This window comes from Merdimmobilis hominis (assembly GCF_016901855.1).
Classification (GTDB): Bacteria; Bacillota; Clostridia; order Oscillospirales; family Ruminococcaceae; genus Paludihabitans.
On the sequence record NZ_JACJKY010000004.1, the window covers coordinates 21,018 to 34,091 of the forward strand.

The window sequence follows — 13,074 nt, forward strand, 5'->3', positions numbered from 1 at the left end:
ATCCCATAAGTTCCGTGATGCCTTATGAAAAGAGGCAAATGGGATATTCCGGATTATGAATTAGAAGCAATAGTAAAATGTTTCTTACCCGACATTCAAGAGTTCTTTGCCACCGATGAGGGCAAGAAATACCTTGAAGAATACGAGTCGGAGAAAGAACAGAAAGCACCACCACAAGCCGATAAAACGGCTTAAAACGCATGCAAGGGCAGGGAGTAAAAGTTCTCTGCCCCTGTGGCTTATTTCTTGCTGTTAAAGTTTGGATATTCAATAGAAAAGATAAATCCGAACCCATCTCCAACTATGAGAAGGTTCGGATTTATACTGTTTGGTGCGGATAAGAGGACTTGAACCTCCACCGAGTTGCCCCGACTAGAACCTGAATCTAGCGCGTCTGCCGATTCCGCCATATCCGCGAGTACGAATGGTATTATATCACACGAAAAATCACTTTGCAAGTGTTTTTTTAAAAAAATTCTGTTTTTTCTTCGAAAAAGATGGTTGACGCTGTTTGTTTGATATGATATTGTTTGTTTATATAAAGATATATCAGAAAAAGGGGATATTTATGGCAAAAATTACAGACATGACAACAGGCAAGCCTGCGCGTCTGCTTGTTGGATTTGCGCTGCCGATGCTGCTCGGCAACTTGTTTCAGCAGCTTTACAGCATGGTGGATACGATCGTCGTCGGACGCGGCGTCGGCGTGGAAGCGCTCGCTTCGGTGGGTGCGGCAGGATGGCTTGACTGGCTGGTGCTCGGCATGGTCATCGGTCTGACACAGGGATTTGCGATTCTCATTTCCCAGCGATTCGGCGCGGAGGACTATGAGGGACTGCGCAAATCGGTCACAATGTCGATGCTGCTCTCAGCTGTAACCATCGTGGTATTTACAGTGACAGCATTGCTGATTGCGCGGCCGCTTCTTGAATTTCTCAATACACCTGCACAGACCATCGACGGCGCGCATCTTTATATCAGCATCATTTACATGGGCATCCCGATCATCATGACGTATAACCTGCTCGCAGCAATTCTGCGCGCGCTCGGCGACAGCAAAACGCCGCTGATTGCCATGGTTATCGCGTCGATCATCAATATCGGCTTGGACGTGCTGTTTGTCATGGGATTCGGCTGGGGAATTGCGGGTGCAGCGATTGCAACGGTGATGGCGCAGTGCTGTTCGTGTGTGTTCTGCCTGTTTTCCGTTGTGCGCATTCCGATTCTGCGGTTTCAAAAAGAGGACTGGCGGTTTGACGGTGCCGTCTGCAAGGAGCTTTTGCGTTTAGGACTGCCGGTAACACTCCAGAACGCCGTCATCTGCGGCGGCGGACTCGTTGTGCAGTATATTGTAAACGGATTCGGATACATCTTTGTTGCAGGCGTGACAGCGGCGCATAAGCTGTGCGGCCTGATGGAGCAGGCGGGCTCGTCGTTTGCGGCGGCAATGGGTACGTTTGCCGGACAAAACCTCGGTGCGAAAAAATATGACCGTATCCGTGAGGGAATCAAAAAGGCACTCCTCATTTCGATTATCATTGCATTTTCCATTGCCGCGGTAGTCATTGCATTCGGACGCTATATTGTGCGCTTCTTTATCTCCGATGAACCGGAGGTCGTGGCACAGGTGGTCGATGCTGCATATCCGTATCTGGTGATTATGGGACTTTGCCTGTTTGTGCTGTATGCGCTGTTCGTCTACCGTACAACGCTGCAGGGCATGGGCGATACGCTGATTCCGATGGTGTCAGGAATCATGGAGCTGTTCATGCGAATCGGCATGGTGCTTTTGCTCAGTGCGGTCGCCGGAAAATACGGTGTTTATTTTGCGGAAGTCGGCGCGTGGATCGGCGCGGCAGTCCTTTTGATGATTGCGTACTATTGGCGCATCGGAAAAATCTGTCCGAAGCAAAAAACAAACATAATCGCTTAAACAAAGGAGAATGTTGATGAACGTTCGAACATATCAGCGCGCTGATTGGCCGGCAATCGAGCGAATCCACGACAGCGCACGGAAAATGGAACTCTCTCATGCAGGACTTCACGAGGCGTTTTTGCCGCTTTGCATTGCGGCCGCGCGCGAGCAGCTGTTTGACTATCCGGGACTGTTTGTGGCGGAGGAAAACGGCGAAGTGCTGGGCTTTGCCGCCTGTACAGAAGAGGAACTGGCATGGCTGTATGTCGCGCCGGAGCATATGCGAAAAGGTGTCGGCAGCAGTCTGTGGCGGCACATGATTTCGGTGTTTCCGCAGATTTGTGTTTTGGAGGTACTCAAAGGAAATGAACCGGCACGCGCGTTTTATGAACGGCTCGGATTTCGTGTGTCCGGACAGGAAACAGGACAAATGCCCGGAAACGAAGCCTATACCGTAGAGGTCTATGTAATGCGGCGGACGCTGAACGAATAAAGAGAACATAAAAAAGCACCAGTCAATTTGGCTGGTGCTTTTGTTCATTCAAACCGCAACGTTGTTTTTCGGTGTGCCGTTTATAAATGCTTCTGTGTTTTCGTAGACGATGTCGATCAGGCGTTCGCGGGATTCCTTGCATGCCCATGCAATGTGCGGTGTAATTACGCAGTTTTTCGCAGTCAGCAGCGGCGAATCCTCGTTGATCGGTTCGACGGTTGCAACATCGAGTCCTGCGCCTGCCAAATGACCGCTGTTTAATGCATCGGCAACTGCCTGTTCGTCGATGGCGCCGCCGCGCGCCGTGTTAATCAGCAGTGCGCCTTTTTTCATTTTGGCGATTGTTTGGCTGTTTATAAGCCGCGTCGTTTCTTTAAAGAGCGGGCAGTGCAGGGAAATGACATCGCTTTCTTTTAACAGTGTGTCGAGGGAAACAAAGTGAAGCGTGTCCGACTCGTACTGCGGATATACCGTGCGGGAGTAGACGAGCACGTTCATGTCAAACGCCTGCGCGATCTGTGCGACTTTCTTTGCAATGTTGCCGAATCCAATCAGACCGATGGTTTTGCCGGCAAGCTCGCGGATGCGCGGGTCATAGAAGCAGAAATCTTCGCTTTCACACCATGCGCCATGGTGCACTTCATCGTTGTGTTTTGTCACAAGCGAGAAAAAGTGAAGCAAAAATGCAAATGTCAGCTGTGCAACACCGTTTGTCGAATAGGCGGGCGCGTTTGAAACGACGATGCCGCGCTCTTTCGCGCATTCGATGTCGACGACGTTATATCCGGTAGCAAACAGACCGATGTATTTTAAATTCGGGCACGATTCCATGACTGCACGGGTGATGATGGTTTTGTTGATGAGAATCATTTCCGCATCGCCGATGCGTTCAACAATTTTGTCGGCAGGGGTGCGGTCATACACGGTCATTTCATCGCACAGCGCGTGAAAATTGCTAAGCGATAAGTCGGTGGAAACGGCTGCATAGCTGTCCAAAACGACCAGTTTCATGAGATGGTTCACTCCTTTTTACGAATGCGGCGATTGTGCCGCACATCGTATTATATCACGTTTGGCTTTGGTTGTCTTGTGATTTTTTCTTCGGGAAACTCAGTCCGTGAATTTTCCCAATCAAAAAAGAAGAAAGCGTCACAGTCAGAAGCGAGCACGCGATTTTATGAAGCGAAATATACGAGAGCGAGAGCATGAGCACGATAAAATCGGTGATAAAATACGCCTGTGCGAGTTTTAACGGCGTTTTTTTGTGAATAATAAGTGCGAGTGCATCATCGCCGCCCGAAGCGCCGCCTGCGCGTACAATGAGCCCGACACCGACACCGACGAATAGGCCGCCAATCAGTGCTGCAAGCAGCGGCTGGTCGCTTAAATCGGGGAATATATAGCCGATCATCGAAAACAGGTTGTACCACATCGAAAAAAAGACGCTGGAACATGCGGCAAACACCAAAAACGATTTGCCGAGCAGTTTAAACCCCATGAGATAGCAAAGACTGTCGAGTACAATGCCCGATACACCGGGAGTAATGCCGGTCCAGTGCTGAATAAACAGCGTAAGCCCTAAAATGCCGCCCTCTGTGATGTGGGTGCGGTTGTGAATATGAAACATGCCGAACGCTAAAATCATGGCGCCAAGACAAAGCGTCAAAATGCGAAACAGTGTGCGCCGGCAAAAAAAGTGCGAATACCGTGAAAAAAGATGCATGATTTCCTCCTTGTGTTTTTTCGCCTCTTCCGATAGTATAAAGGATATAGTAACTATACAGTCAAGAGGTTTTAAAAAATGACGCGCAAACACTTTTTTACTGCCGGTGAGATGGCGCAGCTTCACGGCATTTCGAAGCAGACGCTTTTGTTTTATGATAAAAAAGGCGTGTTTTCGCCGGCGTATGTCGATTCTAAAAACGGATACCGGTACTACAGCGCCGCACAGCTTCCCACGCTCGACACGATTTTGATGCTCAAGGAAATCGGACTTTCCCTTTCGGAAATCCGTGTATATCTGGACGGACGAAACGGCGTGGGCACCGCCGTGTATATGGAGGAGCAAAAACGTCTGCTCGAAGATGAGATTGCGCATAAAAAGCGCATCGTCAAACGGCTTTCGAAAAAAATCGAAACGCTTCGCGCGCTGCAAACCGGTGCGGACGATATTACGTTTTATACACAGCCGCATGCCCAGTATCTGGCGATGCAGCCGGTGACGCCGCCGTACACGCTGTTTGACGTCGATCTTGCGACCAAGCAGCTGCTTTTGCGCTGTGCAGACGCGCAGGTCGGCTATGAATATCTGCTTGGCGTGACGGTTCCGGTATCTTCGATTCTGCGCGGTGCATATACAGCCGCCGAATGTGCATTTTTGCCGCTCTGTGAACGGCCGAAGAACACACACGGTGCGTTTTTGGTGCATAAAAAGCCGGCAGGCGAATATCTGTGCGGCTATCACAAGGGAACATACGAAACAATCGGCGAAACATATGAGCGGATGATTGCATTTCTGCATCAAAACGGGCTTTCGCCGTGCGGATATTCGTATGAATACTGTGTGCTCGACAGCTTTACTTCCCGTTCGCCGCAGGAATATGTGACGCAGATCCATCTGCCGTTTGAGAAATCAAGCTGTGAAAAAGAGTAAAGAAAAGGAAAAAGGGAATGCGCAAAAGAATCCGGGCTTTGTGGACAACGACACACAAAAAACGAAAAAAAACGCTTGTTTTTTGCATTACGGAGAAAAAACAAACGGAATGAGGCGTTTACATTGACAAAATGCGACGGTTTTCTTATGATAAAGATAGAGTTTTGCGCCCTTTGTTCGTTTTGGGCGTGTTGAAATGGAAACTATCACTTTGTGAAAGCAGGAGGATACTATGGAACGTTTGCACAGTGAAACGATTGGCGATCTCGGCATTATCTGCATGCCGGGCTGCGAAGCATTTGTCGAGCAGGTGGAGAACTACTTGCGCACATGGCACAATGAAAAAGACCACAGCTATGTGGTGAACACCGTGATTTCCCGTTTTGCTTCGGGTGAGGCAAAAGGTTTGATCCGCGAGTCGGTCAGAGGCAAGGATTTGTATATCATCACCGACTGCTTTAACTATAACGTGACCTATAAAATGTACGAAATGGACGTCCCGATGAGTCCGGACGATCATTTCCAGGATTTAAAACGTATGATTTCCGCAGCTTCCGGCAAAGCAAAACGCATCACCGTCATCATGCCGATGCTGTATGAAGGAAGACAGCACAAACGCTCGTCGCGTGAATCGCTTGACTGTGCACTCGCACTGCAGGAGCTCGTGAGCATGGGCGTTTCCAACATCATCACATTCGATGCACACGATCCGCGCGTACAGAATGCAATCCCGATGTCCGGATTCGACAGCTTCCAGCCGACCTATCAGATGATCAAAGCACTCACCAAAGTCGTACCGGATATCCGCATCGAGGACGAGTCGCTTGCAATGATTTCCCCGGACGAGGGAGGTGTGTCGCGCTGCCTCTACTATTCGTCGGTGCTGGGTGTCAACGTCGGCATGTTCTACAAACGCCGTAACTACTCGGTGATTGTCAACGGCAGAAACCCGATTGAAGCGCACGAATATCTCGGCAACAGCGTTGAGGGCAAAGACATCATCGTCGTCGACGATATGATCGCTTCGGGTGATTCGATGCTCGACATCTTCAAAAACTTAAAAGCACGCGGTGCGCGCCGCATCTATGCATTCGTTTCGTTCGGTCTGTTCACACACGGCCTTGAGATGTTCGACAAAATGTACGAAGAAAAAATGTTCGACGGCATCTTCACAACAAACCTGATCTACAGAAGCGATGCACTCCGTGCAAAACCGTGGTATCACGAAGTAGATATGACCAAATATGTGGCATATATCATCGAGGAATTAAACCACGACAATTCGACCAGCAGCCTCATCGATCCGTTTGCAAAGATCAAAACACTCCTTGCAAAACACGAAGCAGAGCTTGCAGCAGCAGAAAAATAATCGGTATTCAAAAAAGCAGGATTCTCTGGAATCCTGCTTTTTTTGCGCCTTTGTTTGACAATCATGCAAAAAAACGATATGATATATACTGTATCATTCTATATATCCGCCATCCGGACTTTGTCGGGTGCCGGTCACTGTGCGTGCTAAAGCGTGCAGAGCTTTGCAGGAAGGGCAGAGCGCAGGCCGGGAAACCGCGGGAGGCTTCCTTCCTTGAAAGGAGTTTATGCATGGACGACATAGGGCGATATATTTGGACGGCAGCAGGATTTGTGCTGCTTGTTTTGATCGCTATGTTTTTTTCGGCGGCAGCAACGGCTGTTGCGTCTTTGAGCGGCAGTACATTAAAGCGGCTTGCGGAAGAGGAAGAGGACGAAAAAGCGCAGAAGCTTTACGCCATCAAGAAAAAACAGTTTGATTTTTCACTGTATGCGGGCGCAAGTACGCTCACACTGCTGATTGCGGCGGCTTTGATTTCCACAGGTACATTTGTGCATGCGGTGCAGACGCTTTGGCTTTCAGAGGCAGACGCATGGGCTAAAGGACTCGGCACAGCGGGTGTCATTCTATTTGAATGGGTGATTCTTGTCACATTCGGCTATCTGTTCCCCAAAAAGCTTGTTTCCTATCACGCAGAATCATTCGGATATTTCATGCTGCGGCTTTTCCCGGTTTTGGGCGGCATTATGCGTGTCGTTGTGTGGCCGCTGACAGCGCTGACGCGGCTGTTTGTGCGCATGGCAGGCCATGACCCGAACAAAGCGGCAGAGGGTATTTCGGAAGAGGATATCCGCTTGATGGTGGACACCGGCAACGAAATGGGCACCATCGAAATGTCGGAGCGTGAGATGATCAACAACGTGTTTGAGTTTGACGACCGCACGGTGGACGCCGTCATGACGCACCGAACCGAAATTTGTGCGGCACGCATCGACCAGTCGCTTTCGGATGTGCTTTCACTCGTCATCGAAGAGGGATTTTCGCGCATTCCGATCTACAAAGACGACATCGACGACATTGTCGGCGTCGTATACGCAAAAGATTTGCTGTGTTTTGTGGGGGACTGTGATTTTTCGAATAAGCCGCTTGCTGAACACATGCATTCTGTGATTTATGTGCCCGAATCGACACGCTGTCGGATGCTGTTTAAACAATTCAAAGAATCGAAACAGCATATGGCAGTCATTGTGGACGAATACGGCGGCACAGCAGGCATCGCCACGATGGAGGATTTGATTGAATCGATCGTGGGCGATATTCAGGACGAATATGACAGCGAAGAGGAAGAAATCGCACGCCTTGAGGACGGAAGTGTTTCGTTTGACGGCGGCGTGTCGATTGAAAAGGTCGAAGAGCTGTTTGATATTGATTTAGATGCCGACGAGGATACCGACACACTGGGCGGACTGGTCATCAATCTGCTTGGACGGATTCCAGGGGACGGCGAACAACCCTCAGTCACCGTGGGCGGCGTTTTGTTCACCGTGACAAAAATTGAAGAGCGCCGCATTGTGCGGATTCTCGCACAGCGTGTTCCGGAAGAAGAAACAACACAGGAGGAAGCATGAAAATCCTGATGATCGGCGACGTGGTGTCGCAGTGCGGATGCGAGATGGTGCGGACGTGTCTGCCGCAGCTAAAACGGCAGTTTGGCGCAGATGTTGCGATTGTAAACGGCGAAAATGCAGCCATCGGCAACGGGATTCTGCCCGGTTCGGCGGAGCATTTGTTTGCAAGCGGAGCGGACGTCATCACTACAGGCAATCATGTGTTCCGCCGGTTTGAGATGTACGACTATCTTGCTTCGCACGAGCAGATCATCCGTCCCGCAAACTACCGTCCGGACGCACCGGGAAACGGTGTTTACCTGTATGACGGCGGATCGTTTTCTCTGCTCGTCGTCAATTTGATGGGCACATCGTTTTTAGACCCGCTTAAAAATCCGTTTGATACGATGGACGAGATTTTAAAGCAGTATGACGCGACGTATACGGTTGTCGATTTTCACGCGGAGGCAACGGGTGAAAAACGTGCACTCGGATTTTATTTGGACGGCCGTGTGAGCGCCGTGTTCGGCACGCATACACATGTGCAGACAGCTGATGCGCAGATTTTAAAAAACGGCACGGCATATATCACCGATGTCGGCATGACGGGTCCCGAACATTCGGCGCTCGGCGTAAAGCCGGAACGCGTGATTGAGCGGCTTCGCACGAATCTGCCGGTGCGGTTTGAAGTGGACGATAAAGAACCGTGCGTGATGGGCGGCGTGTGCGTCACACTCGATAAGAAAACAGGACGCAGTACGGGAATTGTTTCGTTTCTTGCAAGAATTGATGCGCAAACGCACAAAATAACGGTGCAGACAACAGCAGAGCGTTCATAATCGGACCAAACGGTGAAAAACGCTTGCGGCTTTTGGCCGGCTGCATTATAATAGGAATCAGAGAAACGTGACCGCAAGGGCGGCAGGAAAGGAAGATCGGTATGGTGAAATATGAAAATCATCTTGGTGTGATTGACATTTCTCAGGCGTACTTTGTCAGTCTCGTCAAAAGCGCAATGGTGAGCTGCTATGGTGTTGCAGGACTTTCCCACAGTTCACGGAAAGAGACGTTTCTTTCAAAGCTGTTCGGAAAAGAACCTGAAAACAAAGGGGTAACCGTGCGGGTCAAGGAGCAAAAGCTCGTTATCGATCTGCATATCATCGTTTCGTATGGAATGAACATTTCGGCAATTGTCAAAAGCATTGCGCACAAGGTGCGTTTTGCGGTGGAGGAAAACACGGGATTTTCCGTGGCGCGGGTCAATGTCTTTGTCGACGGCATGACTGCACAGGAATAACGAGAATCACGAAACAAGGAGTGTTTGATTGTGATAGATGGAAGTCTTTTGGCGAAAGCCATTATTTCCGGCGCAAACAATATTCAAAACCAGAAGCAAATGGTTGACGAATTAAACGTCTTTCCGGTTCCTGACGGCGACACGGGAACCAATATGTCCATGACCATCAGCGCAGGCAAGCGTGAGCTTTTACTGCTCACAAACCCGACGGTCGAAAAAGCGGCTGACGTGGCGGCAAGCGCACTTTTACGCGGTGCACGCGGCAACTCGGGTGTTATTCTGTCGCTTTTATTCCGCGGTTTTTCCAAGGGATTAAAGGGCAAAACGGAAGCAGACGGCCAGGATCTGGCAGAAGCGCTGTCGATCGGCGTGCAGGCGGCATATAAAGCTGTCATGAAACCGACCGAGGGCACTATTTTGACGGTTGCACGGCTGGCGGCAGAGGCGGCAAAAGAGCTGTCGCTTTCGACAAACGATCCGCAGATCGTGATGGATGAGATTATCCGTGCGGCAAAAGAAGCGCTCGACAAAACACCAGAGCAGCTTCCGGTGCTCAAAAAAGCAGGCGTCGTCGATGCAGGCGGCAAAGGCTTTGTCGTGATTTTTGAAGGTATGGCGCACACCTTCCGCACCGGCGAGGTGATCGAGTCGGCAAACGAGGAAAAACCGAAGGCAAAATCGCCTGCAAGCGTTGTCGCAGAGGCAGACGGCGAGATCACATTCGGTTACTGCACCGAGTTCATCGTTGACAAAAAGCCGGATGCAGCAGATCCGATGAAACTGCGTGCATATCTTGAGTCGATCGGCGACAGCGTGGTCTGCGTCGATGACGACGATATCATCAAAGTCCACGTCCACACAAACGACCCGGGCAACGCCATTCAGGCGGGCTTAAAATTCGGCCAGCTTGTGAATATTAAAATTGACAATATGCGCGTGCAGCATCAGTCGAAAGTCGTAGAAGCGGAAAAAACGGAAAAAGCCGGCTACACACCGGTGGAACCGGAAAAACCGTTTGGCTTTGTGGCAGTTGCGGCAGGTGCCGGACTGCGCGAGCTGTTCACCGATCTTGGCGCAGATCAGGTTGTTTCGGGCGGTCAGACCATGAACCCGAGCACCGACGACATTCTGCGTGCGATTGAGCTGACACCGGCGGAAACCGTGTTCGTTCTGCCGAACAATAAAAACATCATCATGGCGGCAGAGCAGGCAGTCAAACTTGCAGACCGCAACGTCTGCGTGCTCCAGACACGCACCGTTCCGCAGGGCATTTCCGCAATGCTCGCATTTGACCCGGAGCAGAGCTACAGCGACAACCGCGTTGCAATGACAAAGCAGTTTGATCAGGTTCAGACAGGTCTTATCACGTTTGCGGCACGCGACAGTGAATTTGACGGTCATTCGATCAAAAAAGGTGAGATTTTGGCGCTCGATAACGGCAAACTCGACTTTACCGACCGTGATCTGACGAAAGCGCTCATGCGTCTGGTCAAGCACCTGATTAAAAAACGTGAAGCAAGCTTCATCACGCTCATCTACGGCAGCGACGTGACCGATGAGCAGGCAGAGCGTGCGCGTGACGCTGTGGCGGAAAAATACGGCGCTGATTTTGAAGTGAACCTGATAAACGGCGGTCAGCCTGTTTATTACTACATGATTTCAGTCGAATAACGCTTTTTAAAAGCGAAAAAACAGGCAGGGGGATTCCTGCCTGTTTTTGTATGCGGGAAAGGAGGAAAAGTATGGCGCTTACACTGCGCGATTCGGTCGAAAAGCTTGCAGGTGTCGGCAAAAAGCGGGCAGAGCTGTACGCAAAGCTGTCCATTACCACCATCGGTGAGCTGCTGCTTCATTTTCCGCGCGAATATCTCGATTTGTCGCACCCGATTCCGATTGAGGAAACACAGCCGGGCGAAGTGTATGTTGTGCGGGCAACCGTCATGCGCAAGCAGGGCGAACAGCGTATTCGCAAAGGGCTTTCGATCTTCCGGGTGTTCGTGTCGGATGACAGCGGAGCCATGACGGTCACGATTTTCAACTCCGCCTATCAGTTTGCTATGCTCGAGGAGGGAGAGACGTACCTTTTTTACGGCAAAATGGACGGCACATTCTTAAAAAAAGAGATGCGCTCGCCGCAGATCTTCTCCGACGCGCAGTCATCGCAGATGTATCCCGTCTATCCGCTCACGCAGGGCATTACAAATAAACAGGTACAGTCGCATATGCGGGAAGCACTGCACGTCTGGGGTGATTGCTTAAGCGATAAACTGCCCGAGGGTGTGCGTCGGGAATACGGGCTTTGTCAGTTTCGCTATGCGCTCGAAACGATTCATTTCCCGCCGGACAGCCATGCGCTCGCGGTTGCAAGAGAGCGGCTTATCTTCGAAGAACTGCTGACCCTGTCGCTTTCGATGCATTTACTGCGTCAGAAAAACCGCGTGCAGACGTCCGTTTCTGTGTCTGATGTGTCGCTTGCGCTGTTTCTTGAATCATTGCCGTTTTCGCTCACAAACGGGCAGATGACTGCCATCCGCGAATCGCTTGCGGACATGCAGGGCGATGTGCCGATGAACCGGCTGTGCCAGGGCGACGTCGGCTGCGGCAAAACAATGGTTGCGGCGGCGCTCGCGTATGTGTGCGCAAAAAACGGACTGCAAACCGCCGTGATGGCACCGACGCAGATTCTCGCCGAACAGCACGCGCGCACATTCGAAAAAATTCTCGCACCGCTCGGCATTTCGTGCGGACTGCTGACAGGTTCCATGGGCGCAGCCGCCCGCCGCGACCAAAAGGAACGGCTCGCGTCCGGTGAGATTCAGGTGATCGCCGGCACGCACGCACTCTTGCAGGAGGAAGTGTCGTTTCACGCGCTCGGACTTGTCGTGACAGACGAACAGCATCGCTTCGGTGTGTCGCAGCGGGCGGCACTGTGCGCAAAGGGCAATCATCCGCACCTGCTTGTCATGTCGGCGACACCGATTCCGCGCACACTCGCATTGCTCATCTACGGCGACCTTGACATTTCGCAGATTGCCGAGCTGCCCGGCGGCCGAAAACCGATCAAAACGACGGTGATTCCCTCAAAACAGCGCCGCCGCGCACTCTCGTTTGTGCGCGAGCAGATCAGAGCAGGACGACAGGCGTATATCGTGTGCCCGCTGATTGACGAAAACGAAACGCTGGCGCTCTCGTCGGTCAAGCAGTATGTCGAATCACTCGCGGAGTCGCCGCTTGCCGATGTCAAAATCGGCTTATTGCACGGAAAACTTAAGCCAAAGGAAAAAGACGCGCTGATGCAGTCGTTTGCAAGCGGCGAAACGAATGTGCTTGTGTCGACCACGGTCGTCGAGGTCGGCGTCGATGTGCCGAACGCCACCGTCATGATGATCGAAAACGCCGAACGGTTCGGCCTTTCCCAGCTGCATCAGCTGCGCGGACGCGTCGGACGCGGCGCGTTTGAAAGCTATTGCATTCTCGTTTCTGATAACCAAAGCGAGGAAACAAAAGCGCGGCTTGATGTCATGAAGCGTGAGTCAAACGGCTTTGTGATTGCAAGGGAGGATTTGCGTCTGCGCGGCCCGGGCGACTTTTTCGGAAGCCGTCAGCACGGACTGCCGAAGCTGCGGATTGCAAACCTCGTAAACGACACAAGCCTTCTGCATAAGGCACAGGACTGCGCCAAACAGATTCTGGCAAAGGACCCGCCGCTTTCATCGGATGAACACCGCGGTCTGCGCAAAAGCGTGCAGCGGATGTTTTTGCAGAGCGGACAGACAACGCTCAACTGAACAAGGGGGGAG

General features: G+C 51.2%; 12 protein-coding genes and 1 tRNA gene. 10 read left to right on the forward strand and 3 right to left on the reverse strand.

All coding sequences use genetic code 11. From position 1 onward, the window contains the following. Window positions 1-24: 24 nt before the first annotated feature. The gene (locus H6A12_RS03195; protein WP_204444682.1) at window positions 25-195 is read left to right on the forward strand and encodes a hypothetical protein; all 171 of its coding nucleotides are present in this window, start codon (window positions 25-27) and stop codon (window positions 193-195) included. A 134-nt stretch (window positions 196-329) separates the two neighbouring features. On the opposite strand, the gene H6A12_RS03200 is transcribed toward H6A12_RS03195, so the two are convergent. Next, window positions 330-416, reverse strand: a tRNA-Leu gene (locus H6A12_RS03200). Between the two features lie 152 nt (window positions 417-568). Between H6A12_RS03200 and H6A12_RS03205 the strand changes: the two genes are divergently transcribed. Both H6A12_RS03205 and H6A12_RS03210 read left to right on the forward strand, forming a co-directional pair. Continuing rightward, entirely contained in the window at window positions 569-1,933 is a 1,365-nt protein-coding gene (locus tag H6A12_RS03205) for an MATE family efflux transporter (RefSeq protein ID WP_204444684.1), read from the forward strand. A 16-nt stretch (window positions 1,934-1,949) separates the two neighbouring features. Continuing rightward, the gene (locus H6A12_RS03210; RefSeq protein ID WP_204444686.1) at window positions 1,950-2,408 is read left to right on the forward strand and encodes a GNAT family N-acetyltransferase; all 459 of its coding nucleotides are present in this window, start codon (window positions 1,950-1,952) and stop codon (window positions 2,406-2,408) included. A gap of 48 nt (window positions 2,409-2,456) precedes the next feature. Here the strand turns inward: H6A12_RS03210 and H6A12_RS03215 are convergent, their stop codons facing one another. Next, window positions 2,457-3,419, reverse strand: coding sequence for a D-2-hydroxyacid dehydrogenase (locus H6A12_RS03215; RefSeq protein WP_204444688.1), 963 nt, complete (start codon window positions 3,417-3,419; stop codon window positions 2,457-2,459). Window positions 3,420-3,474: 55 nt separating this feature from the next. Next, entirely contained in the window at window positions 3,475-4,131 is a 657-nt protein-coding gene (locus H6A12_RS03220; RefSeq protein WP_204444689.1) for a YitT family protein, read from the reverse strand. 78 nt (window positions 4,132-4,209) lie between these two features. On the opposite strand from H6A12_RS03220, the gene H6A12_RS03225 reads away from it, so the two are divergent. From H6A12_RS03225 to recG, 7 genes are all read left to right on the forward strand, one after another. Next, a complete protein-coding gene (locus H6A12_RS03225) occupies window positions 4,210-5,061 on the forward strand; it encodes a MerR family transcriptional regulator (protein ID WP_204444690.1) in 852 nt (283 codons plus the stop codon). Between the two features lie 232 nt (window positions 5,062-5,293). Further along, a complete protein-coding gene (locus H6A12_RS03230) occupies window positions 5,294-6,430 on the forward strand; it encodes a ribose-phosphate pyrophosphokinase (RefSeq protein WP_204444691.1) in 1,137 nt (378 codons plus the stop codon). A 230-nt stretch (window positions 6,431-6,660) separates the two neighbouring features. Continuing rightward, entirely contained in the window at window positions 6,661-7,998 is a 1,338-nt protein-coding gene (locus tag H6A12_RS03235; RefSeq protein WP_204444692.1) for a hemolysin family protein, read from the forward strand. After that, window positions 7,995-8,816: a TIGR00282 family metallophosphoesterase gene (locus tag H6A12_RS03240; protein WP_204444693.1), complete on the forward strand. Its 822-nt coding sequence runs from the start codon at window positions 7,995-7,997 to the stop codon at window positions 8,814-8,816. The genes H6A12_RS03235 and H6A12_RS03240 overlap by 4 nt, the downstream gene beginning before the upstream one ends. Before the next feature lie 101 nt (window positions 8,817-8,917). Beyond that, window positions 8,918-9,274 (forward strand): Asp23/Gls24 family envelope stress response protein, encoded by a 357-nt coding sequence (locus tag H6A12_RS03245; RefSeq protein WP_204444695.1) that lies wholly within the window; start codon window positions 8,918-8,920, stop codon window positions 9,272-9,274. A 30-nt stretch (window positions 9,275-9,304) separates the two neighbouring features. Then, a complete protein-coding gene (locus tag H6A12_RS03250; RefSeq protein ID WP_204444697.1) occupies window positions 9,305-10,945 on the forward strand; it encodes a DAK2 domain-containing protein in 1,641 nt (546 codons plus the stop codon). A gap of 71 nt (window positions 10,946-11,016) precedes the next feature. Further along, window positions 11,017-13,062 (forward strand): ATP-dependent DNA helicase RecG, encoded by a 2,046-nt coding sequence (recG, locus tag H6A12_RS03255; protein ID WP_204444699.1) that lies wholly within the window; start codon window positions 11,017-11,019, stop codon window positions 13,060-13,062. The last annotated feature ends 12 nt before the right edge of the window (window positions 13,063-13,074 follow it).

Excerpts from the sequence above, each read along its gene's own strand:
- H6A12_RS03195 (WP_204444682.1), top strand. The coding sequence starts at position 25 with ATGAAAAGAGGCAAATGGGATATTCCGGATTATGAATTAGAAGCAATA.
- H6A12_RS03205 (WP_204444684.1), top strand. The coding sequence starts at position 569 with ATGGCAAAAATTACAGACATGACAACAGGCAAGCCTGCGCGTCTGCTT.
- H6A12_RS03210 (WP_204444686.1), top strand. The coding sequence starts at position 1,950 with ATGAACGTTCGAACATATCAGCGCGCTGATTGGCCGGCAATCGAGCGA.
- H6A12_RS03215 (WP_204444688.1), bottom strand. The coding sequence starts at position 3,419 with ATGAAACTGGTCGTTTTGGACAGCTATGCAGCCGTTTCCACCGACTTA.
- H6A12_RS03220 (WP_204444689.1), bottom strand. The coding sequence starts at position 4,131 with ATGCATCTTTTTTCACGGTATTCGCACTTTTTTTGCCGGCGCACACTG.
- H6A12_RS03225 (WP_204444690.1), top strand. The coding sequence starts at position 4,210 with ATGACGCGCAAACACTTTTTTACTGCCGGTGAGATGGCGCAGCTTCAC.
- H6A12_RS03230 (WP_204444691.1), top strand. The coding sequence starts at position 5,294 with ATGGAACGTTTGCACAGTGAAACGATTGGCGATCTCGGCATTATCTGC.
- H6A12_RS03235 (WP_204444692.1), top strand. The coding sequence starts at position 6,661 with ATGGACGACATAGGGCGATATATTTGGACGGCAGCAGGATTTGTGCTG.
- H6A12_RS03240 (WP_204444693.1), top strand. The coding sequence starts at position 7,995 with ATGAAAATCCTGATGATCGGCGACGTGGTGTCGCAGTGCGGATGCGAG.
- H6A12_RS03245 (WP_204444695.1), top strand. The coding sequence starts at position 8,918 with ATGGTGAAATATGAAAATCATCTTGGTGTGATTGACATTTCTCAGGCG.
- recG (WP_204444699.1), top strand. The coding sequence starts at position 11,017 with ATGGCGCTTACACTGCGCGATTCGGTCGAAAAGCTTGCAGGTGTCGGC.